Annotated in this window: 21 protein-coding genes and 2 pseudogenes; 4 read left to right on the forward strand and 19 right to left on the reverse strand. The window is 63.1% G+C overall.

What is annotated here, in order from left to right; genetic code table 11:
- The 10 genes from ribB to DCY11_RS00435 form a co-directional block, all read right to left on the reverse strand.
- A complete protein-coding gene (gene ribB / locus DCY11_RS00390) occupies window positions 1–1,122 on the reverse strand; it encodes a 3,4-dihydroxy-2-butanone-4-phosphate synthase (protein WP_245409403.1) in 1,122 nt (373 codons plus the stop codon).
- On the reverse strand, window positions 1,119–1,724 hold the full coding sequence (locus DCY11_RS00395) for a riboflavin synthase (RefSeq protein WP_108680532.1): 606 nt from the start codon (window positions 1,722–1,724) through the stop codon (window positions 1,119–1,121). Before DCY11_RS00395 ends, ribB begins: the two co-directional genes overlap by 4 nt.
- Window positions 1,697–2,830, reverse strand: coding sequence for a bifunctional diaminohydroxyphosphoribosylaminopyrimidine deaminase/5-amino-6-(5-phosphoribosylamino)uracil reductase RibD (ribD, locus tag DCY11_RS00400; protein WP_108680534.1), 1,134 nt, complete (start codon window positions 2,828–2,830; stop codon window positions 1,697–1,699). Before ribD ends, DCY11_RS00395 begins: the two co-directional genes overlap by 28 nt.
- Before the next feature lie 15 nt (window positions 2,831–2,845).
- Window positions 2,846–3,349, reverse strand: a complete 504-nt coding sequence (gene nrdR, locus DCY11_RS00405) for a transcriptional regulator NrdR (protein ID WP_069445478.1) — start codon at window positions 3,347–3,349, stop codon at window positions 2,846–2,848.
- Window positions 3,350–3,391: 42 nt separating this feature from the next.
- Window positions 3,392–4,672, reverse strand: a complete 1,281-nt coding sequence (gene glyA / locus DCY11_RS00410; protein WP_108680536.1) for a serine hydroxymethyltransferase — start codon at window positions 4,670–4,672, stop codon at window positions 3,392–3,394.
- A 364-nt stretch (window positions 4,673–5,036) separates the two neighbouring features.
- On the reverse strand, window positions 5,037–5,555 hold the full coding sequence (locus tag DCY11_RS00415) for a rhodanese family protein (protein ID WP_108680538.1): 519 nt from the start codon (window positions 5,553–5,555) through the stop codon (window positions 5,037–5,039).
- 27 nt (window positions 5,556–5,582) lie between these two features.
- Window positions 5,583–5,900, reverse strand: a complete 318-nt coding sequence (locus tag DCY11_RS00420; protein WP_069445475.1) for a helix-turn-helix transcriptional regulator — start codon at window positions 5,898–5,900, stop codon at window positions 5,583–5,585.
- Window positions 5,901–6,138: 238 nt separating this feature from the next.
- On the reverse strand, window positions 6,139–7,515 hold the full coding sequence (locus tag DCY11_RS00425) for a murein L,D-transpeptidase (RefSeq protein ID WP_108680540.1): 1,377 nt from the start codon (window positions 7,513–7,515) through the stop codon (window positions 6,139–6,141).
- 345 nt (window positions 7,516–7,860) lie between these two features.
- Complete coding sequence (ldtR, locus tag DCY11_RS00430; protein WP_108680542.1) at window positions 7,861–8,370, reverse strand: transcriptional regulator LdtR; 510 nt, start codon at window positions 8,368–8,370, stop codon at window positions 7,861–7,863.
- A 153-nt stretch (window positions 8,371–8,523) separates the two neighbouring features.
- Window positions 8,524–9,600, reverse strand: coding sequence for an enoyl-CoA hydratase/isomerase family protein (locus tag DCY11_RS00435; protein ID WP_108680544.1), 1,077 nt, complete (start codon window positions 9,598–9,600; stop codon window positions 8,524–8,526).
- A 322-nt stretch (window positions 9,601–9,922) separates the two neighbouring features.
- Here DCY11_RS00435 and DCY11_RS15805 point away from each other — a divergent pair, with 322 nt between their 5' ends.
- A complete protein-coding gene (locus tag DCY11_RS15805; protein WP_245409404.1) occupies window positions 9,923–11,092 on the forward strand; it encodes an extensin family protein in 1,170 nt (389 codons plus the stop codon).
- A gap of 199 nt (window positions 11,093–11,291) precedes the next feature.
- Window positions 11,292–12,308: a porphobilinogen synthase gene (gene hemB, locus DCY11_RS00445; RefSeq protein ID WP_108680548.1), complete on the forward strand. Its 1,017-nt coding sequence runs from the start codon at window positions 11,292–11,294 to the stop codon at window positions 12,306–12,308.
- Between the two features lie 15 nt (window positions 12,309–12,323).
- Here hemB and DCY11_RS00450 read toward each other — a convergent pair whose 3' ends face one another.
- On the reverse strand, window positions 12,324–12,656 hold the full coding sequence (locus DCY11_RS00450; protein WP_108680549.1) for a hypothetical protein: 333 nt from the start codon (window positions 12,654–12,656) through the stop codon (window positions 12,324–12,326).
- Window positions 12,657–13,129: 473 nt separating this feature from the next.
- On the opposite strand from DCY11_RS00450, the gene DCY11_RS00455 reads away from it, so the two are divergent.
- Complete coding sequence (locus tag DCY11_RS00455; RefSeq protein ID WP_208430482.1) at window positions 13,130–13,633, forward strand: RDD family protein; 504 nt, start codon at window positions 13,130–13,132, stop codon at window positions 13,631–13,633.
- 112 nt (window positions 13,634–13,745) lie between these two features.
- A pseudogene (locus tag DCY11_RS00460) lies at window positions 13,746–14,500 on the forward strand (arginyltransferase).
- On the opposite strand, the pseudogene parC reads toward DCY11_RS00460, so the two are convergent.
- From parC to DCY11_RS00500, 8 genes and pseudogenes are all read right to left on the reverse strand, one after another.
- Window positions 14,497–16,748: pseudogene (gene parC / locus DCY11_RS00465) on the reverse strand (DNA topoisomerase IV subunit A). The pseudogenes DCY11_RS00460 and parC sit on opposite strands and share 4 nt — an antisense overlap.
- A gap of 31 nt (window positions 16,749–16,779) precedes the next feature.
- Window positions 16,780–17,511, reverse strand: a complete 732-nt coding sequence (recO, locus tag DCY11_RS00470; RefSeq protein ID WP_108680553.1) for a DNA repair protein RecO — start codon at window positions 17,509–17,511, stop codon at window positions 16,780–16,782.
- 33 nt (window positions 17,512–17,544) lie between these two features.
- Window positions 17,545–18,486 carry a GTPase Era gene (era, locus tag DCY11_RS00475; protein ID WP_108680555.1) on the reverse strand — a complete coding sequence of 314 codons (942 nt, stop codon included), beginning with the start codon at window positions 18,484–18,486 and terminating at the stop codon, window positions 17,545–17,547.
- 11 nt (window positions 18,487–18,497) lie between these two features.
- A complete protein-coding gene (gene rnc, locus DCY11_RS00480; protein ID WP_108680557.1) occupies window positions 18,498–19,211 on the reverse strand; it encodes a ribonuclease III in 714 nt (237 codons plus the stop codon).
- 4 nt (window positions 19,212–19,215) lie between these two features.
- Complete coding sequence (gene lepB / locus DCY11_RS00485; RefSeq protein WP_108680559.1) at window positions 19,216–19,971, reverse strand: signal peptidase I; 756 nt, start codon at window positions 19,969–19,971, stop codon at window positions 19,216–19,218.
- 123 nt (window positions 19,972–20,094) lie between these two features.
- Window positions 20,095–20,499 carry a holo-ACP synthase gene (gene acpS / locus DCY11_RS00490; RefSeq protein ID WP_069445463.1) on the reverse strand — a complete coding sequence of 135 codons (405 nt, stop codon included), beginning with the start codon at window positions 20,497–20,499 and terminating at the stop codon, window positions 20,095–20,097.
- Window positions 20,496–21,281, reverse strand: a complete 786-nt coding sequence (locus DCY11_RS00495) for a pyridoxine 5'-phosphate synthase (protein WP_108683601.1) — start codon at window positions 21,279–21,281, stop codon at window positions 20,496–20,498. The genes acpS and DCY11_RS00495 overlap by 4 nt, the downstream gene beginning before the upstream one ends.
- 31 nt (window positions 21,282–21,312) lie before the next feature.
- Entirely contained in the window at window positions 21,313–21,849 is a 537-nt protein-coding gene (locus DCY11_RS00500) for a DUF2062 domain-containing protein (RefSeq protein ID WP_108683602.1), read from the reverse strand.
- Window positions 21,850–21,870: the final 21 nt, after the last annotated feature.

The following is a 21,870-nucleotide window of genomic DNA, read 5'->3' on the forward strand; positions in this document are numbered from 1 at the left end:
TTACTCCAGTCCGCGATGACCAACGACCGTCAATCCATAGCCTTCAAGGCCGACGATCTTGCGTGCGGGCGAGTTCGATAGCAGAACCATTTCACGCACGCCAAGGTCCAAAAGGATCTGCGCACCGATTCCGTAGTCCATCAGCCGCGGCTGACCGTCGCCATTAGCGCCTTTGGTGAGGCCGGCCGAGATCGCGTCGGGCCGGGACTCCCGGATCAAGACGACAACGCCCCGCCCTTCCCGCTCAATGATGTCCATGGCCTTGCGCACGCAGTTGTCGCAACCGGGCGTGACCATGTCTTCGAGCGTGTTGACCGCGTGCACGCGAACGAGAACCGGGCCGCCTTCGGTGATGTCCCCTTTGACCAGGGCCACATGCTCGACCGGGTCGACCGTGGTGGCATAGACCTTGGCCTGGAACGGCTCCCCATGCGGCCCATCGATCGTCGTGTCCGCGACGGCCTCGACGAGATGGTCGTAGCGCAGACGATACGCGATCAGATCCGCGATGGTCGCGATCTTCAGATCGTGGTGCTCGGCGAAGGTCACGAGGTCAGGCAGGCGCGCCATGGTGCCATCGTCGTTCATGATCTCGCAGATCACGCCAGCCGGGTAGAGACCTGCGAGCCGCGAAATGTCGACGGCCGCCTCCGTATGTCCGGCGCGCACAAGGACACCGCCCTCTTTGGCCAGAAGCGGAAACACATGGCCGGGTGTGACAATGTCGCGATGATCCTTGGTCGGATCGATTGCGACGGAAATCGTGTGGGCGCGGTCATGGGCGGAGATGCCTGTGGAGACGCCTTCGCGGGCTTCGATCGAAACCGTGAACGCCGTCGAATGGCGGGAACGGTTCGATTGAGACATGAGTTCGAGGTGCAACTGCCTGGCGCGTTCGGCAGCAACGGACAGGCAGATAAGTCCGCGTCCGTACTTGGCCATGAAGTTGATGGCGTCGGGCGTGGCCATCTGTGCCGGGATAACGAGATCGCCCTCGTTCTCGCGGTCCTCCGCATCGACAAGAATGAACATCTTGCCGTTGCGGGCGTCCTCGATCACTTCCTCGATGGGCGACAGAAGCCGTTTGAGTTCAGTGGTTTCCGCCGCAGTCAAAGCCGTCACGAATGCATTCCTTCCGCTTGCGCCAGCCGTGCCACGTAACGTGCGAGCAAATCGACTTCAAGGTTTACCAGATCGCCGGGCTGCCGGTCTCCCCAACTCGTATGTTCGAGCGTGAAGGGGATGATGTTGACGTCGAAACGCGTGCCTTCGACTTCATTGACCGTCAGCGAAACGCCGTTCAGGGCCACCGAGCCTTTGGAGGCAACGTATTTGGCGAACTCTCCAGGCACTTCCAGGAGGAACCGGACGCTGTCGCCGTCGGGGAAACGCGAGACGACCTTCGCGACGCCGTCCACATGTCCCGTGACGATATGCCCCCCCAACTCTTCGCCTAGGGCCAAGGCGCGCTCCAGGTTCATGCGGCGCCCCGTCTCCCAAGTACCCATGGTCGTATGGCTGAGGGTCTCGTTCGAGACGTCGACCTTTACGGTCGCCCCGTCGCCTTTGACTTTTTCGATCTCGGTGAGCGTCAGGCAGCAGCCGTCAAAGGCAATGGAGGCGCCGAGTTCCAGGCTCTTGCTCTTGTAGGGTGTCTTGATCTTGAAGGTGCCGCCCTTGCGGCCGACAAGCGTGCCTAGGCCGCTGACAATTCCAGTGAACATGATCTTATCCTGCGCCAGCGCGTCATTCGGTCAGGGCCGAAGGTGCGCGTGGCTATGAATGTGAAATGCCCGTTTTCAGCAAGGCGATCAAGGCCTTCGCCGCCAAACGGGATTAGTCCGCCGTCTCCGACGGGATTGGGACTTTGATAGATCACCGCCTCGTCCACAAGGTCGGCGGCCACAAATGCTTCGGCGATCGACGGTCCCCCTTCAATCAGGACGCGTGTGATCCCACGGTGGGCCAGTGTTTCCAACGCATCCTGAGGGTCGATCATGCCGAGATCGTTGACCGGCACGGGTACGATCTCCGCGCCATGGTCGTGCAGCTGATCCGCATTGGGCTGAGGTTCGCCCGCAGCGCACAGCAGCCAAACCGGCACCATGACATCGTCAAACAACGTTGCGGTTGGGGGCGTACGCAACCGCCGGTCCATCACCACACGCACCGGCGAACGGCATGACATGCCCGGCAGCCGGCAAGTCAGGGACGGATTGTCCGCCTCGACGGTGCCCCGCCCCACCAGAATGGCGTCGTTCCTCGCGCGCAGGAGATGGCCATGAGCCCGGGCCAGTGGCCCGGTGGTCCAGACGGGCTCGCCATCGCCTCGGGGAATGCGTCCGTCGGACCCGACAGCAAGTTTCAGCGTCACGGCCGGCCGGCCTTCGGTGACCCGCATCAGATGCCCAAGGGTCACGGAGGCGGCCTCGGGCGCCAACACGCCTTCGGTGACCTCGATACCCGCGGCCTTGAGCCGTTCTATGCCGCATCCGGCCGTGCGCGGATCGGGATCGCGGATGCCGACAACGACGCGCGCCACCTGTGCCGCAATGATGACGCTGGAACAGGGGGCGCCGCGTCCGCCTTCATGATTGCAGGGCTCGAGCGTGACGTAGAGCGTGCTGCCCTCCGCGCGGTGCCCTGCCCGGTCCAGTGCGATCGCTTCGGCGTGGGGACGTCCGCCCGGCGCCGTCCACCCCCGCCCGACAATCTCACCAGACGGCGCGACGACGACAGCGCCAACGGCCGGATTGGGCCAAGCGAGCCCCAGCCCGCGTCTTGCGAGCCGGACAGCCTGGGACATGTAGTGCGCGTCGCGCGAGGTCATGAAAGCGCGCCTTGGTCAGTCGTCGAGAGCGTTCGAGCTGCCTGCATCGTCCTCGCCGTCTTCCCCTTCGGTTCCGGCGAGTTCCCCGAGCAGCGCTTCGAAATCCTTGGCTTCGCGGAAGTTCTTATAGACCGAGGCGAAGCGGACATAGGCGACGTCGTCGAGGCCCTTCAGCGCCTCCATCACCAAGTGACCGATGGTCTCCGAATGGATGTCACTCTCGCCCATGTTCTCGAGCCGGCGGACGATGCCGCTGACCATCCGTTCCGTCCGTTCGGGATCGACCGGCCGCTTGCGCAGCGCGATCTGGACCGAGCGCATCAGCTTGTCGCGATCGAAGGGAATGCGGCGTCCGCTCCGCTTGATAACCGTCAGTTCACGGAGTTGTACGCGTTCGAAAGTGGTAAAGCGGCCGCCGCAGTCTGCACAGACGCGGCGGCGCCTTATCGTCGTGTGGTCCTCGCTTGGGCGCGAGTCCTTAACCTGGGTGTTGGGGCTGCCGCAATAAGGGCACCGCATGGGCGATCGCCCTCCTCTTCGTCAACACCAACCGAACCGAACCTAGACCTTGTAGATCGGGAAACGGCCGCAGAGCTCGATGGCCTGCTTCTTCACCTTCTCCTCGACGGCGCTGTTGCCTTCCTCGCCATTGGCGACGAGACCGTCGAGCACTTCGAGGATCATGCCACCGATCTGCTGGAACTCGGCAACACCGAAGCCGCGCGTCGTGCCCGCAGGCGAACCGAGGCGAATGCCCGACGTGACCATGGGCTTCTCAGGATCGAACGGCACACCGTTCTTGTTGCAGGTGATGAAAGCGCGGCCGAGGGCTTCCTCGGCGGCCTTGCCCGTCAGTCCCTTGGGACGCATGTCCACGAGGATGAGGTGCGTGTCCGTACCGCCGGAAACCAGCGCCAGACCGCCGTCGACCAGGGTCTCGCCCAAGGCCCGGCAATTGTCCATGACCTGCTGGATGTAGCCTTTGAAGGACGGCTGCAACGCCTCACCGAAGGCGACGGCCTTGCCGGCGATCACGTGCATCAGCGGTCCGCCTTGCAGACCCGGGAACACGGCCGAATTGATCTTCTTGCCGATGTCGGGATTGTTCGAGACCACAAGACCGGACCGCGGACCCCGCAGGGTCTTATGCGTCGTGGTGGTGCAAATGTCCGCATACGGCAGCGGGCTCGGATGCAGACCGGCCGCGACGAGACCGGCAAAGTGAGCCATATCGACATGCAGGTAGGCGCCGACCGCATCGGCGATCTCGCGGAAACGCTTGAAGTCGATCTGCCGCGGATAGGCGGACCCGCCGGCGATGATCAGCTTCGGCTGGTGTTCCTTGGCGAGGCTCTCGACCTCGTCATAGTCGATGAGGTTGGTATCTTTGGTCACGCCGTACTGCACGGCGTTAAACCACTTGCCGGACTCGTTCGGCGGCGCGCCGTGGGTCAAGTGACCGCCGGCGGCCAGGCTCATACCCATGATCGTGTCGCCCGGCTTGATCAGGGCAAGCATGACGGATTGGTTCGCCTGAGAGCCCGAATGGGGCTGGACGTTGGCGAATTCGCAGTCGAAGAGCTGCTTCGCGCGGTCGATGGCCAACGTTTCGACCTCGTCCACGTATTGGCAGCCGCCGTAGTAACGGCGTCCCGGGTAGCCTTCGGCGTATTTGTTCGTGAGGAGCGTTCCGACAGCGTCCAGTACGGCCTGCGAGACAATGTTCTCCGACGCGATCAGCTCAATCTCGTCTTGCTGGCGCTGCCCCTCGCGCTCGATCGCGCCCCAAACCGCCGGGTCTGAATCCTTTGCATGCTTGCTGAAAAAATCACTGGCCGTCATCTCAAACTGCTCCTCGAGCTCAAACTTGTTTTGGGCCTGCGCAATACCGCTGCTGAAACGAGCTCAGGTGGCGGGTTCAGGCTGATTTGGCTGGCTCTACCACATGTCGCACGGCGACGCTAGCAACACCCAATTCGTAGAACGGGGCTGCCCGGAATAATTTGTGAGCAAAGGAAAAAACGGCGTGCCCCACCCATTAGCAAGTGAAATTCGCACCCTTGTTCAGCCCGTGCCTAGAAGCGCGAATGCCGCGGCCGCGATGATGCGGCCGCGGGATCAAAACGATGACGGCTATTGAAGATGGCCGGCAGCGCGCCCGACCCCAACAAGAGGGATACGGGCGCCATGCCAAGTGGCGTGAACGTCAGGCGCCGACCGCACTGCGGTTCCAAGGCATGAGCGCAAGCACTTTGGCCATGCCGCAGATCCCGGTGATCCCGGCAAAGACGAGGCCTGCGCCAACAAAGCCGGCGAAGGCGAAGAACACAGGCGAAACGAACAGCCCGAGAAGGACGAACGAGAGAACCAGGCTGCCCGCGCCAATCATCACTTGGCGCTGCATCGGAAGGGGCTGGCTCTTGTCGACTTGCACCGGCAGTCCCGCCTTCCGCCAGGCCTCCAGTCCGCCTTCGAGGATGTAGGCCTCACACGGTGCCGCCGCCCGGAGGCGAGCCGCATTCTGCGCTGTGCGGGCGCCCGAGTGGCAATGATAGATGATGGGCGCCGACGTGTCCGACAGTTGGTTGAGGTTAGAAAGAGCGTCGTGCTTCGAGCCTGGAATGAGTTCGCGGGCGCGCTCGTCGGCATTGCGGATGTCGACCAATGTGCCGCCTTGGTCGATCAAACGCTTGGCGTCCTGGGGGCTAATGGTGGGAAGGCTCATCGTACTGCTCCTGATCCAAAATTGGGGTTAGTCGTTGGGGCAATAGAGCTTCTGGAGATATCCGAGCAGAAGCTCGGTGCGCGGCTCGGCGATGCGGTACCAAACCGTTTGACCGTCCCGGCGAAAATCGACGAGCGCTTCATCCCGCATCTTGGCGAGATGCTGAGACGTTGCCGATTGGGACAGACCCGCCGCCTCCGACAAGGTGCTCACGCTGGCCTCGCCCCATTCGGCCAGCTTGCACAGGATCATCAAGCGGCGCTCGTTTGCGAGTGCGCGCAAGATGCTCGCCACGAGGGCGGCATTGGCTTCGAATTTGGCGAAATCCTTCGGGGCGCCTGTCATGGTGCTCTATTGGCCTTTCATTAGATGCCACTAAATTAGGTGTACCTAATATAATAGTCAAGCAGTTGATTTTGCGTCCATTCGAATCCCCTCCTCACGCACGGGCCGGAGGTTGCGGGGCGCGCGCCGCGAAGGGTGCGTAGGCGAGCCGATACGAAAAGGGCCGCTCCGGCTTCAAACCGGAACGGCCCACATTGAGTGTTCTTGCAAGCGCTCCCAGCGCTGCCCTGAGGCGCGCCTAGTAGTTCGAGGCGTAGGTTCCGCGCGTGTCGAGATTGTAGATGTCCGGCCGGAAATGCACCAAGCCGTCCGGCGTGCCCCACGCGCTGATATACGTGAAGTAGACACCGATCGTTTGCGTGGCAGGGACGTTCTCCTGCTGTGACGTATGCCGCAGCGATTGGATGCGCGACAGGTTCCAGGACGGATTGTTGTCGAGAACCCAGGCTGCCAGACGATCGACGTTGTGCGTGCGAACACAGCCGTGACTCTCGAAGCGCACGGCCTTGCCGAACAGGCTCTTCAGCGGCGTGTCGTGAATGTAGACCGCGTCCTTGTTCGGGAAATCGATCTTGATGTAGCCCAGCGAGTTCTCTTCCCACGGCCTCTGGCGATAGCGGTAGGTGTAGACCTCGTTGCCGTACCAGTCGATCGTGCGGGAATCTACGATCTGACCGTTTCGATCCAGGGCTTCCATGTGATAGGCGGCAAGCATGTCTTGTCCGCGGCTGGCGAACTGCCGTCCCTTCGGGATCAGGTCGGCTTTGACGATGCTCGTCGGCACGTTCCAATAGGGATTGAACTTCACCTGCGAGACCTTGCTCGCCAGGGTCGGCGTCTGGTGCTCGACCTTGCCGACGACCGCCGTGTTCCGCAGTTCCACGCGTCCGCCGCGCACCGCTTCCACCTGCGCCGCGGGAACGTTCACCTGAATATAGCGGTTCGTCGTCTTGCCGGCTCGGCGTTGGAGGCGCTTCAGGCTCGCCTCCAGCTGCGCCAGGCGCGTGCTCGCCGGAACGTTCAGCGCCGCAACCGTGGCCTTCGAGTCCACGACGCCCGTGGCCGGGAGACCGTGGCGGTATTGGAAACGCTTCACGGCCGCGACGGTCGCGTTGTCATAGCGGCCCGGTTCGAACGTGGTCATCAGGTCGCCACCGATCTGAAGCCGGCGCTGCAGCGTCTGGATGTTAGTGCCGCGCCGTCCGGGTTTCATCGCGACCGGTTGAACCATCGGCCATCCACCCTGTGCGACGATCGCCTTGTACTGCTGTATGGCCGTCCTGGTCGCTGCGATGTTTCCTTTGGCGAGGGTCGGCGTGCCGAGGCCGGGATTGAGGATCATGGCGACTTCCGGATCGCCCGTCGGCAATTCGGAGCGCGTCACCTCCCCTTGCGGCTGCGTGTTGCGCGAGCCGCCATTGAACAGGCCGCCGAAGAGACCGCCGCTTCCACCGACGCTCCCTTGTGTTGCCGCTTCGGTCTGGGCATCCCGGGACTTGAACATGTTGAACGGACCGGCGCTCAGAGGCTGCGCGCTGACGCACAGCAGCGTCACCGCGAGTCCACCGATCGTCAGGCGTGACCCGTACTTAAAAACCACATTCAATTTGGGCATGCGCCGCTCCCGTCAGCTGCGGCAACTCCATTCGCTTTAGTATAGCTGAATGGTGCCGTAGCTCTACCCGTTTCGGGCGCCATTGAATCCGGCTGAAACCTTACAAACCATTAACCAGCGCAAGGTGAGCCCTGCTCCGGTCCGCCGGATCTATCTGCAGCCCCTTGGACTCGATTGTCCCTCACTGCCGCGCCGAAGCACGGCCCACGTGTCATTTGGGTACGATGAAGGAAAAATCAGGCGAATTTGAGTGCTGCGCCGCGAAGGCACATGGCAAGGCCATACAGGACCGCCGGGAGCCGTCAGGCTCCCGGGCCAGCCACACTCTGTCCAGGGCGGATTTTTCTAGAGCTGATAGCGGATCTGGTCGGACCAAAAACGCTGCAGGCGGAACATCGACTTGTTCAGGCTCTCGAGATCGTCTTGAGCCACGCCGCCGACCTGCTCCAGCGAACCGAGCTGACGCTCGAACAAGCGGTTGACCACGTCGGATACTTCACGGCCTTTTTCAGTCAGACTCACACGCACCGAACGTCGATCGGTGGTCGAACGCTGATGATTCACGAAGCCGGCCTGAACAAGCTTCTTGAGATTGTAGGAAACATTCGAGCCGAGATAGTAGCCACGGCCCGTCAATTCTCCGGCTGTGACTTCGTCATCGCCGATATTGTAAAGTAGCAATGCCTGGATACTATTTACGTCCGTGCGGCCAAGACGCTCGAACTCATCTTTGATGACATCCAAAAGCAACCGGTGCAGTTGCTCGATCAATTTCAACGAACCAATGTAAGAAGACTTGAGGTCATTTTCCTCAACAGCAGTTTCATCGGCTCCAATTTTCAGAGCTACATTCATTGCCAACCCCATTTAGTTGTTGTTTATCCCCAACTTGGCGATGAGTATAAAAGCCTTCCGACTAAGATGCGCTTAATTGGAACGCTTAAGAGTCGATAAAATTCTAAGCTTAATTCTTGTTGATGTTTGCGCGACGCCGTTTGATTCCAACAATTATTGGAAAATCTGCTTTGGCTCGTTAAGTTCGAGTTCACCATCCACTGGTGTTTCGAACAGGCTTGCAATGCGGGAGTCGTCAACGTCGGCCACCGTCTCCGGCGTCCATTTGGGGGCCCGCCCTTTGCCGGCGATCTTGGCGTCGATGCCCTCCTTGAAGTCCGGCGTCGTGACGAGGTGCGATGCGAGACGGAACTCGAGCTGGAGGGCTTCCGCCAAGCTCAACGCCTTGCCGCGCAGCATCTGCTGAAGCGCGATCTTGAGCGAGGTGGGCGACTTCTGGCGCAGCGTGGCGGCCGTCTCCCGGGCCCAGGTCTCATAGGGCCCTTCCGGTTCCGCATCGAGCCGCTCCAAAATCTCTTCAACCGTGGGGGCCGAGAAGATGCGGTTGATGGCGGGGGTGAGCCGCACGAGGTCGCCTTCGCCGGGATCTTGGTGCAGCCCGTCGAGAAGGCGGTCGATCGGATGGTTGTCGGCCAGCGAGGTCTTGATCACATCGAAATAAGGCGATGGAATATAGTGAGTTACGAGGCGTAGACGATGTGCATCCGCAGGGCCGATCTCAGCTCCGGTAAGAGCCAGATACGTACCGACCCAGCCGTCGAGGCGTGGGAGGAAGTAGGTTCCTCCGATGTCGGGCAGGAATCCGATCCCGACTTGCGGCATCGCGAACCGGTAGCCCTCGCCGGCGACGCAATGTGTCCCCAACAGGGAAATTCCGATGCCGCCGCCGAAAGCGAGACCGTTGATCAGCGGGACGTTGGGCCGGATGAATTTCTCAAGGACCCAGACATGGGTATAAGCAGAACGGTAGAATTCGCGTATCTCGTCTACGGCACCGTCATGGTTGAGTTGGTTCAGGACTTTCAGATCGCCGCCGCTGCAGAAGACTTTGGGGTGGGTCGACTCCATCACCACGCCGTAAATCTGCGCGGCGGGTTCCCAGCGCCGGTAGTTGGCGCTCAGGGCTTCGAACATTTCGCGCGTGAGCGCGTTAAGCCTTGCGGGCCGGTCGAGCGTCACGACGCCGGCGCGGTCGTGTTCCTCGAAAGTGATCCCAAGCGGTTCGGACAAACGCGTAAGCCCTCAAGAATGACTGCAAAAGATGCGGGGTTGGCTCGTCCGGCGCAGCTACCATTCCAAGACGCAAACCACAAGCCATCCGCATGCGGCAACTTCGGACGGGGACCGCTATGACGGGACGGAGGGACCGGGGGTGGCGGCGTGCGCGTCGCCGGGGAACGATCCTGTGGGCGCCGCTCCTGGCGGGCTTGTATGTTGCCGCCGCGATCGCGGAGCCGGTTATCGCGCGGCCCTCAACCCCTTCCAGACCCTTGGCCTGTCGGTTCCGGATCTCCGCCCCAAACGCCGCGCCGCGCCACAGAGGCAAGCGCCGGTGCAACCGGGGCTGCCTTTGCGGAAGCCGGCACCCCCCGTCCCTTCGGCTGAAGCCGAGGCCGCGCCCGAAGAGACTCCGGCCGAGGCAGCAGATGTCCCAGCGGCTCCGCTAGAGGCTCCCGAGGCGCCGGCGGAAGCCGACACCGCGGCGACGCAAGCGCCTCCGACAGAGGAAGTAGAAAGCGCAGAAGAAACAGCTGAAGCGCCCGAGGAAACTGCTGAAACTGTTGAAGCGCCCGAAGAAACAGCTGAGGCTTCAGCGTCGGAGACTGCGAGCGAACCGGCACCGCAGCCGCCCCGCAATCCGGTGCGCACGGGCGAGGATCCGGACGCCGCGGTTGATCCCAAGGTCGCGGCGGCACTCGACCAATGCGTCAAGCTGCTGGATGGGCTCGACTTGGAGTATGAGCATCTGGACCCGATCCGCAGAGGCGCTTGCGGCTCGTTGGCGCCCATCAAACTGAAATCGATCGGCGACCATCCCAAGATCGCCGTGTCTCCACCGGCGACCGTCAACTGCACCGTCGCCGCGACGTTGCACAAATGGTTCGCGACCTCCGTGCAGCCGACCGCCGAAGCGCTGGGAAGCAGCGTCGTGAAGATCAAGAACGCGGCGTCGTATATGTGCCGGAACCAGTACGGCCGGCCCGACACCAAGCTCAGCGAGCATGCGAAGGCGAACGCCCTGGACATCAAGGCCTTCGTGATGGCGTCGGGGCAGACGATCCCAGTGCTCGGCAATTGGCCCTACGGCTATCGGCCCACCCGCCCGCAACTGGCGGAGGCTCCTTGGCCGAACCCGCTGCGCGATCACTCCACCCTGCCGCCGCGAAGCCGCACGCCCGGCATCAGCGTCCTGAACAAGGATCTCGAGTACAAGGAGTTCACCAAGGAGGCGGACGAGTTCGGGGAAATGGCGACGCACCCGTTCTTCAAGCCGGTGTTCGCCGCGCCTGCGGAACTGCCCGGTCTCGAAGACGAGGAGCCCGAGGGGCCGGTCCCGGAAGGCAATCTCAGCCGCGACGAGGCGAAGAGCTTCATGCGGACGATCCACGGGGATGCGTGCAAGGTGTTCTGGACGGTTCTCGGTCCCGAAGCGAACGCCGCGCACCGCGACCACTTCCATCTCGATATGCGCAAGCGGCGCTATGTGAGAATTTGCCAGTAGGCGCTGGACTTAGACACGAAACCGGAGAAAACCATGTTCGCTCCGGGCCCTGGCGGGATACCTCTATTGGGTGATAGTCTCGCGCCCCTTCAACGCCTCTTCGGGCCGAGCCCGGCAATCGAGGGATTTGCATCGCGTGGCATCACGACCTGACGACAAGACGGTTTCACTCCGTACCGAACGCGCAAAGCGCGGCACGGTGGATGCGCCCAAGGAACTGGGACCGGGCTATCCCGCCTCCCGCCTACGGCGGAACCGGCGGGCGGACTGGTCTCGGCGTCTCGTGCGGGAAATGCAGCTGACCGCCGACGATCTGATCTGGCCGATCTTCGTGATCGACGGTGACAGATCGCGCGAGGAAGTCGATGCGATGCCGGGCGTCGCCCGTCTGTCGATCGATCTGGCCGTCCGGGCCGCCGAAGACGCCGCCGAGATCGGCCTGCCGGCGATCGCGCTGTTCCCCAATACGGACCCCTCCTTGCGGGACGAAGCGGGTAGCCAGGCTTTCAACCCCGGCAATCTGGTTTGCCGGGCGGTGCGCGCCATCAAGCAGGCGGTCCCGGAGATCGGCATTGTCTGCGATGTCGCGCTCGACCCCTATACGAGCCACGGTCATGACGGGCTTCTGGACGACGAAGGCCGGATCGACAATGACCGCTCCGTGGAGGCGCTCGTCACCCAAGCGCTGGTTCAAGCCGAAGCCGGCTGCGATGTACTGGCGCCGTCCGACATGATGGACGGCCGCGTCGGCGCCATCCGCGCGGCTCTCGAGGCCAACGGTTTCGCCGACACGCAGATCATGAGCTATGCGGCGAAATATGCCTCTGCGTTCTACGGCCCCTTCCGTGATGCGGTCGGTTCCGGCGCGCAACTGCGAGGGGACAAGAAGACCTATCAGATGGATCCCGCCAACGGTGCCGAGGCGCTGCGCGAAGTTGCGTTTGACGTGTCGGAAGGCGCGGACATGGTCATGGTCAAGCCGGGCCTGCCCTATCTCGATATCGTTTGGCGCGTGAAGGATGCGTTCGGCCTGCCGACCTTCGCCTATCAGACCTCCGGAGAATATGCGGCTCTCGTCGCGGCCGCCGAGCGGGGCTGGCTGGACCGGGAACGGGTCGTGCTGGAGACATTGCTCGCGTTCAAGAGGGCGGGCGCAGACGGCGTGTTCAGCTACTTCGCACCTGAAGTGGCGCGGCTTCTGAAGAGCCAATACTGACGGCGGAACGAGTCCTTAGTCCGTGACCTTCATGTTCGTGAAGAGCACGGTCGCTTCGTTCGACTTGTCGAAATTGTCGCCCGATACGCCGAAGCGCCAACTTCCCTTCGGCGCCTGGCCCCTCAACTCGCGGACCTTCGTACCGTTGATGAAAAAGGCGAGCTGGCTGCCTTTGGCATCGACGCGCAAGGTGTTGGCCGCGCCGGGGGCCGTCTTGATGGCGGGACTGTCGATATTCGCCGCGATCGTGCCGACCCACGCGCCGTCCTGCTTACGCGCGATCCAATAGCGGCCGTTGCTGAGAATGCCGAACTGATAATAGGTCCGGTTGTTCTCGCCCCAGAACAACAGCCCAGCCCGAGGATGCGGCCGTTATCCTCGCCGTTTCCGACGCCGTGCGGCCACACGGCTTCGACGCAGACATCAGCGTCCTCGACGGAAAACATGACGTTGAGATTGGACTGCATGTCGTCGGCCGGCAGCGTGAATGTCAGCGCGCCGTCGCCGATCGCGACCGTCTTCTTCTGCGACCAGCCGCCTCCATTGTCCTGGAACGTGTCTTCGAAAATGACGTCGCTGCCTTCGCATGCCAGGCCTTGACCGGCGCTTGCGAGGAGACTCGCAACCGCGACTGCAAAAACCGTTCTCCGCATGCGTGCGTCCCTCCAATCCTCGGGCATCAGAGACGAATCTGTGTCGCGTGGAGCCTAGGACGTCACCTGACGGACGGCAACCGAGCCCCCCGCGGACAGCGGCTTACGTTGCGGAAATGGGGCGCAATTCCCATATGAACAGTAGCTATGCATCAATTTGGAGACCCAATGTCGGACCCTATGACACCCAGCACCGCGACCTTCCCCGCGCAAATGCATGTCTACAACCCGGTGACGGAACCGCAACTCTTCAGCGCCGTCATCCGTAAGCGTTGTGTCGCGTTCCTCATCGACGCCGTCATGATTGCCATCCTCACGGTTATCGCATTCGTGGTCGTAGCCGTGCTCGGCGTTCTCACCTTGGGGCTGGGTTGGCTCCTGTTCGGGCTCATCTTTCCGTTTGTGGGCCTCGCCTACAACGCCTTCACGATCGGCGGCCCCAAGTCGTCCACGCCGGGTCAGCGCATGATGGGGCTCGCGGTGCCCATGTGGTATGGCGGCAAGGTGACACCGCTGATCGCCGCGTTCCACGCGCTCCTGTTCTGGTTTTCGCTGACGCTGTTCTTCCCGATCCTGCTGTGGTGCTTCTTCGATTCCCGGAAGCGCTGCCTGCACGACATCCTGGCCGGGGTCGTCGTGATCAACCGGCCGGGGTCGGCTGAGACCCTCTGACGCGGGTTATCCAAACTCTGTGCGGCGCGGGCGCGGCGCCGATTGCGCCCGCCGCCGATCCTCGCTTAAGCTGTCGGAGGATTGACGTGGATTCGCTTCCGGTCCGGTACCCGTGACAGAACACAAGAACAATTTTCCGGAGTTCTACATCACCGCCCCCAGCCCTGCCCCTACCTGGCAGGCCGGATGGAGCGGAAGCTCTTCACGCACCTGACGCGCGACAAGCCCGGCTTTCTCATCGACAATCTGCTCAAGGGCGGTTTTCGGCGCAGCCAGAACATTGCCTACATGCCCTATTGCGACTCCTGTTCGGCCTGCGTGCCCGTGCGCCTTCTGGTCAACGAGTTCGAGCCGAAGCGGTCGCTGAAGCGGATCGCGCGCGCCAACGCCGATCTGGTGGTGACGCGCCAGGCGGCCACCCCCAGCTCCGAGCAATACGCCCTCTTCCGCGACTATATCGAGGCACGGCACGGGGACGGCGGCATGGCCGAAATGAGCGTCCTCGACTTCTCGCTCATGGTCGAGGACAGCGTGGTGGAGACCTTCATCACCGAGTACCGACAGAAGCCGGACCCGGTCACCGGCGAGGCCCCGCTGATCGCGGCTGCGCTCTGCGACCGTCTGAGCGACGGGATCTCGATGGTCTACAGTTTCTTCGACCCGGCTTTCGCCCAGCGCAGCCTCGGCACATACATGATCCTCGAGCATGTCGAGTACGCCCGCTCGGTCGGCTACCCGTATGTCTATCTCGGCTACTGGATCGAGGGCTCCCGGAAGATGCGCTACAAGGAGCGCTTCCAGCCCCAGGAACGGCTGACCTCCAGAGGCTGGGTCCGTGGGTCTGTTACCGACGCCCTGAAGCGCTAGAACTTCTCGCCGAACTTGCCTGACTTGGGGAAACCGCGCGGCGGCAGCCGGCCCGCTGCGGCACGAGCACCCCACCAATCGCGCAAATTCGCCGAGGCAAGCGTGAAGCTGCGGCCCGCCGCATCGATATAGACGAGCCCTTCCTTCTTCGAGAAGGTCTTGGCATCCGCCAGCCCGCCATCGCGATAGCGCTGCAGCCGCACGCCCTTGCCGCGCGGCATCTCGGGCAGTTCCGACAGCGGAAACAGCAGCAGCTTTCTGTTGTCGCCGATCACGGCAACACTGTCGCCGGAGACCGGCGCCAAGACCGCAGCCTCGTCGTCCCCCTTCACGTTCAGAACCTGCTTGCCCTTGCGGGTCATGGCAATCACGTCGTCCTCGGCGACGACGAAACCGTATCCGGCCGTCGAGGCGACCATCAGCTTCCGCCGGGCTCATGCACGATCAGCTCGACGCAGTCGCCCGCGTCTTCGATGTCGATCATCAGCCGGAAGGGCTCGCCGTGTCCGCGCCCGCCCGGCAGCTTGTCGGCGCTGAGCGAATAGAAACGGCCGTTCGTGGCGAACAGAAGCAGCGTGTCGGTCGTCTGCGCGTGCAGAAGCTGCCGCAGCCTGTCGCCATCCTTGAACGACAGTTTCGATGTGTCGGTGTTGTGCCCCTTGATCGTCCGTATCCATCCTTTATCGGACAGGACGACGGTGACGGGCTCCTTCTCGATCATCGCTTCGGCAAGAACGTCGGCGACGTCTTCGGGCGCCTCGTCGAAGGTGGTGCGACGGCGGCCAAGCTCGGTCTTCGGGCCGAAGGCGTCTTTGATCTCCTTGATCTCGTCGGAGATGCGCTTCCACTGCTTGTCTTCGGATTTTAGGAGCGCCTTCAGCTCTTTGCGTTCCTTGGTGAGATCGTCGTGTTCGCGGCGGATCTCCATCTCCTCCAGTCTCCGCAAAGCGCGGAGCCGCATATTGAGAATGGCCTCGGCCTGAACGTCGGTGAGCTTGAACTCCTTCATCAGGACGGGTTTCGGCTCGTCCTCTTCGCGCACGATCTGGATGACCCGATCGAGGTTCAGATAGACGATCAGGTAGCCTTCCAGCACCTCCAGCCGGTGATCGATCTTCGACAGGCGGAAATTGGAGCGCCGGACCAGCACTTCCTGCCGGTGATCGAGCCATTCGAGCAGGACCTGGCGCAGGCCCAGCACGTTCGGGATCTTGCCTTCGCTCAGCACGTTCATGTTGAGCGAGACGCGCGTCTCGAGCTCGGTCAGCTTGAACAGCGACTCCATCAGGAGCGCGGGATCGACGCTGCGGCTCTTCGGCTCCAGCACAAGCCGTACGTCCTCCGCCGACTCGTCGCGCACGTCGGCGAGCAGCGGCAGCTTCTTGGCCTGGAGCAGCTCGGCGATACGGGCCACGAGGCGCGCTTTGGGCACCTGATACGGAATCTCGGTGACGACGACCTGATAGGTGCCGCGGCCTGCGTCTTCCTTCTCCCAGCGTGCGCGCAAGCGGAAAGATCCTCGCCCCGTCTTGTAGGCTTCGACGATCTGCTCGCGCGGCTCAACAATAATGCCGCCCGTGGGCAGATCCGGCCCGGGCACGAAGGAGACGAGCTTGTCGGCCGTGGCATTGGGGAACTTGATGAGATGGAGCGCCGCGTCACACAGCTCGCCAACATTGTGGGGCGGGATGTTCGTCGCCATGCCGACGGCGATGCCGGACGCACCGTTGGCGAGCAGGTTCGGGAAGTTCGCCGGGAGCACGGACGGCTCCATTTCGCGCCCGTCGTAGTTCGGGCGGAAGTCGACCGTGTCTTCGTCGATGCCTTCCAGGAGCCGGGCGGCGATGTCCGTCAGCCGGGCTTCGGTGTAGCGGTCGGCGGCGGGGTTATCCCCGTCGATATTGCCGAAGTTCCCCTGCCCGTCGATGAGCGGGTAGCGCACGGCAAAATCCTGCGCGAGCCGCGCCAGCGCGTCGTAGATCGCCTGATTGCCGTGGGGATGGAAGTTGCCCATCGTGTCGCCGACGATCTTCGCGCATTTGCGGAATTCGCCTTGCGGCTGCAGGCGCAATTGCTGCATGGCGTAAAGCAGCCGCCTGTGCACAGGCTTCAGCCCGTCGCGCACGTCCGGGAGCGCCCGGTGGGTGATGGTGGACAGCGCGTAGGCGAGATAGCGCTCTTCCAGCGCCTCTTTCAGATTGATCGGCTCAATAGGCCCCTGCTCGGGGGGCGTCGCGCGTTTTCCCATGTCGTTTGGCTAACCCATCGCGTGAGTCGCCTCAAGCGGCGTGAGGCTCCCGGCGCAAGAGATCGAGCAGGCGGTCGCGCGCATCGGGGAATTTGAGGCCGTGCGGCGCCAGCGCGTCCCGCTCCAGAAAGAAGCCGGTGAGACCGAAGCCCGCGACGACGTCCGAGGGGGCGAGCGAGGCCGAACTGTCGATCAAAAATTGCGGCAGCGGCAGCATCTTGTCGGCATAGGGCGCGCCCGCCTCGCGGCTGACCGCCCGCCCCGACTTCGGCGACACGTAGACAAGCTCCTCGGTGCTCCCCGTCGCGGCACAGGATGTGAGGTCGAGACCAAAACCGATCTCCTGGAGCAGTTGCATCTCCCAGTACACGAGCAGCGCCGGCCAAATATCGGGTTCGGCGAAGGAGCGGAGCACATGCAACGTCGTGGCGTAGAGCTCGGGATGCGGGTCCCGCTCGGGCAGGAGCTTCACGAACTCCCCGAGCATGCCGATGGCTGCGAGAGCGCGCGGGTCGTCGAGCGCGCGGGCCCCGTGGGCTTCCATCAGTTCGACATTGTAGCCGCCCAGATGCTCGGCAAGACGCGCGCGCCAGGTGACGCGAACGAGGTTGCCGGGCTGGAGAGTCGGGCGGACACGGCGGGACCGGCCGCCGCGCACGAGGCCGAGATGGCGGCCATGTTCGAGCGTCAACACCTCGGCAATGAGGTTCGCTTCGCCAAGAGGCTTGCCGCTCAAGAAGATGCCTTCGTCGCTCCAGTCCATAGCGGCAGCTTGGCCTAACTTTCGCGGCTTTGCCTAGTCCGGCGTGACGGCGCCAGGCGGCCTATTTCTTGGATAGTCGAGACCCATCTCGCGGAAGCGCTCGGGATCTTCACCCCAGCGTTCGCGGACCTTCACGAACAGGAACAGATGTACGGGGACGCCGGCGATCTCGGCAATGTCCTCGCGCGAGGCTTGGCCGATCTCCTTGATCATCTGGCCCTTGGCGCCGAGTACGATGCGGCGCTGGCTTTCGCGCTCGACGAAGATGGTCTGCTCGATGCGCACGCTTTCGTCCTTGAGGACCTTCCAGTCCGTCGTTTCGACCGTCAGTGCATAGGGCAGTTCTTCGTGGAGGCGCAGAAAAAGCTTTTCGCGCGTGATCTCGGCGGCGGTCTGCCGAAGCGAGGCGTCCGACAACTGGTCTTCCGGAAACAGCCACGGTCCTTCGGGAACGGCGCCCGCGAGATACGCCCGAAGGTCGTCGACACCGTCGCCCGTCAGCGCCGACACCATGAAGATCTCCGCGAACGCCTTGAGACCCAGAAGTTCGGATGTGAGCTTCAAGAGGTCCGGCTTCTTCACGAGATCGATCTTGTTGAGCACCGCGATCACGGGGCGATTCAACTCCGGCAGCTGCTCGACAATGGGTTCCAGCTTCTCGTCCAGCCCGCGCGCCGCATCCACGACGAGAGCGACGATGTCCGCATCCCCTGCCCGTTCCCAGGCCGCTTGCGCCATGGCGCGGTCGAGCCGGCGCTTGGGCTGAAAGATACCGGGCGTATCCACCAGAATGACTTGCGCATCGCCTGCGAGCACGATGCCGCGCACGGGGCCGCGCGTCGTCTGCGCCTTGTGGGTGACGATCGACACCTTCGCGCCGACAAGCGCGTTGGTCAGCGTGGACTTGCCACTATTGGGCGCGCCGATCAGGGCAACGAAGCCGCAGCGCGTCGGGGTGTCTGTGGTGTCAGTCATTGGCCCCAAGCTCAGTCATTGGCGGAAGCCTGCCAGACGCCTTCCCGCAGGAGCATCGCCAGCGCCGCGGCTTGCTCCGCCGCGCGCTTGTTCAGGCCTTCGCCGCGTTCTGGCGCCACCCCCTCTACGTGGACCTCCGCCGTGAAGAGCGGCGCATGGTCCGGGCCTTCGCGCGAGACCTCGATATAGTTCGGGAGCGGCAGCTGACGCCCTTGCGCCCACTCTTGCAGGACCGATTTGGCGTCCGGCGCGGCCTCCTTCAGTTCGGCGAGATACGGCGCCCAGGTGCGCCAGACGAGCTCGCGCGCCGCGTCATAGCCCGCGTCGGAGAACACCGCGCCCAGCACCGCCTCGCACGCATTGGCGAGGATCGTCTTCTTGCGCCGTCCGCCCGAACCCGCTTCCCCGCCGCTCATCAGGATGAAGTCGCCCAGTTGCCAGCTTTGGCCGGCTTCGGCGCAGGTTTCCGTCCGGACGAGATGGTTGAACCATCGCGCCAGTTCGCCTTCGCTGGCTTCCGGATAACGTTCCGACAGCAACTGCGCGATCGATAGCCCCAGCACGCGGTCGCCGAGAAACTCGAGACGCTCGTTGTCTTCGTTGGGCTTGGAGCCGGGGCGCGCACTTGCGTGAGTCAGCGCCAAGGTCAGCAGCGCGGGCTTGTTGAATTGGTGTCCGAGGCGCTCGGCTAGGACACCGACATCAGAGATGCGCCGCTTGGCCACGAGCCTAATTCACCGTCTTGAAGATGCGGTCCCACCGGACATCCGTCGGCCACCGCCAGACCTGCCAGAAGCTGGAGTCCTCATCGATGGAGAAGAAGATGACCTGCGCTTTGCCGACGAGGTTCTCGAAGGGCACGAAACCGACCTCGGACAAGAAGCGGCTATCCGTGGAGTTGTCGCGGTTGTCGCCCATCATGAAGAAATGCCCTTCGGGCACCTTGTAGACGTCGGTGTTGTCGCCGGCCCCCTCATTGACGAGGTCCAGCACCGGATAGGTGACCCCGTTGGGGAGGGTTTCCATGTAGCGGGTGAAATGACGGTCGCGCCCGCCCACGGCTTCCGTGACGAAATCGTCGACCTTCACCTTGTCCACGGCCTTGCCGTTGATGTTGAGCACGCCGTGGATCATCTGGATCTCGTCGCCGGGCAAGCCGATGACGCGCTTGATGTAGTCGGTCTCGTTGTCGCGTGGCAGCTTGAACACCACCACGTCGCCGCGCTCCGGCTCCGCCGCCCAGACGCGTCCCGAGAACAGGTTCAGTCCGAACGGAAAGGAATAGCGGCTGTAGCCGTAGCTGTATTTCGAGACGAACAGGTAATCGCCGATGAGCAGGGTCGGAATCATAGAACCCGACGGGATGTTGAACGGCTGAAACAGGAACACGCGCACGATCAGCGCCAGGATCAGCGCGTGAATGACGACGCGAACCGTCTCCCAATTACTTCCCTTTGAAGCCGTCTTTTCCGCGTCCACGCTCATGCGGCGCTCTCCTCAGGGTACAAGGCCCGCGCAGCGGGCCACCCTCTCAGCAAGTGTTGTTGGAGCCCCTATAGCCCCTCCCCAGGTCCTGAGCAAACCAAGGACGCGGACACTGGCGCAATTTTATGGCGACCGCCGGATTGCGGAGATGATCACAATCGCCTGGGCCGTGGGGAAGTCGTCGGTAATAGTGAGATCGATTTGGGCTTCGTGGCCGTCCGGGAGCAGTTCGTCCAGGATGCGCGCGGCACCGCCCGTGAGCGCCATGGTGGGACGCCCCGACGGCAAATTGACCACGCCGAGGTCATGCCAGAAAACGCCGCGGCTGAAGCCGGTCCCGAGCGCCTTGGCGCAGGCCTCCTTGGCCGCGAAGCGCTTGGCATAGGATGCGGCTCTAAGCTTGCGCCGGTCCGATTTCACCCGCTCGGTCTCGGTGAAGACGCGCGTGAGAAAGCGTTCGCCGTAGCGCTCGATGGTCTTCTCGATACGCCTGATATCGATGATGTCGTTACCCAGGCCGATGATCATGATGCAATGCGGCCCCCCTCACCGAGGCGCAGCGCTTCACGCCCTCGGTCCATCGCCGCGCGAATCCGCCGAATGGATTCGCCAAGGCCCACAAAGACCGCTTCGCCGACCAGGAAGTGGCCGATATTGAGTTCGACGATTTGCGGAATCGTCGAGATCTTTTCGGCGGTCGCATAGTTGAGCCCGTGGCCGGCATGAACTTCTAGGCCAAGGGCATCTGCGTATGCGGCGCCGTCGACGATGGTTTGCCATTCCTTCTCGGCGTCGTCTTCACGGCCCTCGGCGATCGCGTCGCACCAGCCGCCCGTGTGTATCTCGATCGCCGGCACGGCCAGCCGCGCGGCCGCCTCGATCTGCGGACGCTCGGCCCCGATGAAGAGCGAGACTTCGATGCCGGCCTCTGCCAAGGCCGCAACAACGGGCGCCAGCGCATTGTGCTGCGCGACCACGTCGAGACCGCCTTCGGTCGTCCGCTCCTCGCGCCTCTCGGGCACGAGACAGGTCCAGGGCGGCCTGGCCTTAAGTGCGATGCCGGTCATCTCGTCGGTCGCGGCCATCTCCATGTTGAGCGGGCAGTCGACCTCGGCGAGCAACCGGGCAATATCGTCATCGCGGATGTGCCGGCGGTCTTCGCGCAAATGCGCGGTGATGTTGTCGGCGCCCGCGTCCGCTGCAAGCTGCGCCGCCCGAATTGGGTCCGGCAGTGCGCCGCCGCGCGCGTTTCGCAACGTCGCCACATGGTCGATATTGATCCCCAGCCGGATCTTCTGGACGGTTGTCACCTTGTCCACCTCACCTCTCCTTCCGGCGCGCTCACACGACTTCGTTTGCGGAGCGAAGATCGCGGCGCCGATGCTGGTAGGCGTTCACGGCCGGCCTCACCAAGGCATAGCTCAGGAGACCCAGCACGATGCCGATGGGAATCGAGCCGAGGGTCATCGGTTTCAGAAGCGTCCAGATCTGGTCGGTCTGAAAGATGCCGGCGGAAAGATCGAGTTCGACCTTGTTCTCGCCCCGACCCAGCATGAGCGAGCCCACTTCATAGCTGCTGACCCAGAACAGCGGATAGGTCAGCGGATTGCCGATGAAGGTGCCGAGAAGCGCGGCGACGATACTGCCGCCCACGATCCACGCAAGCGTGGCCGACAGGATCATGTGAAAACCGATAAACGGCGTGGCGGAGATAAAGACGCCCGCGGCGAAGCCCAAGGCGACGGCGTGCGGGGTCGCGCTCAAGCGGCGCACCCGGTGCACCACGTAGCGCGTCGAGCGGCCCCAACTGCGGCGCGGCCACAACGACACCCGTACCCGGTTCACCCAACTTTCCGCCTCGCGGCGCTTGAACAGCATCTCTACCTCGTTGCAGGCGAA

Origin of the sequence: Methyloceanibacter sp. wino2 (assembly GCF_003071365.1) — a bacterium.
Lineage (GTDB): Bacteria > Pseudomonadota > Alphaproteobacteria > Rhizobiales > Methyloligellaceae > Methyloceanibacter.

Coding starts and splice junctions, on each gene's coding strand:
- DCY11_RS00455 (WP_208430482.1), top strand. CDS start 13,130: ATGTCGGACCCTATGACACCCAGCACCGCGACCTTCCCCGCGCAAATG.
- recO (WP_108680553.1), bottom strand. CDS start 17,511: ATGGACTGGAGCGACGAAGGCATCTTCTTGAGCGGCAAGCCTCTTGGC.
- ldtR (WP_108680542.1), bottom strand. CDS start 8,370: ATGAATGTAGCTCTGAAAATTGGAGCCGATGAAACTGCTGTTGAGGAA.
- DCY11_RS00415 (WP_108680538.1), bottom strand. CDS start 5,555: ATGAGCCTTCCCACCATTAGCCCCCAGGACGCCAAGCGTTTGATCGAC.
- ribD (WP_108680534.1), bottom strand. CDS start 2,830: ATGACCTCGCGCGACGCGCACTACATGTCCCAGGCTGTCCGGCTCGCA.
- DCY11_RS00425 (WP_108680540.1), bottom strand. CDS start 7,515: ATGCCCAAATTGAATGTGGTTTTTAAGTACGGGTCACGCCTGACGATC.
- DCY11_RS00420 (WP_069445475.1), bottom strand. CDS start 5,900: ATGACAGGCGCCCCGAAGGATTTCGCCAAATTCGAAGCCAATGCCGCC.
- era (WP_108680555.1), bottom strand. CDS start 18,486: ATGACTGACACCACAGACACCCCGACGCGCTGCGGCTTCGTTGCCCTG.
- DCY11_RS00395 (WP_108680532.1), bottom strand. CDS start 1,724: ATGTTCACTGGAATTGTCAGCGGCCTAGGCACGCTTGTCGGCCGCAAG.
- glyA (WP_108680536.1), bottom strand. CDS start 4,672: ATGACGGCCAGTGATTTTTTCAGCAAGCATGCAAAGGATTCAGACCCG.
- acpS (WP_069445463.1), bottom strand. CDS start 20,499: ATGATCATCGGCCTGGGTAACGACATCATCGATATCAGGCGTATCGAG.
- DCY11_RS00500 (WP_108683602.1), bottom strand. CDS start 21,849: ATGCTGTTCAAGCGCCGCGAGGCGGAAAGTTGGGTGAACCGGGTACGG.
- lepB (WP_108680559.1), bottom strand. CDS start 19,971: ATGAGCGTGGACGCGGAAAAGACGGCTTCAAAGGGAAGTAATTGGGAG.
- nrdR (WP_069445478.1), bottom strand. CDS start 3,349: ATGCGGTGCCCTTATTGCGGCAGCCCCAACACCCAGGTTAAGGACTCG.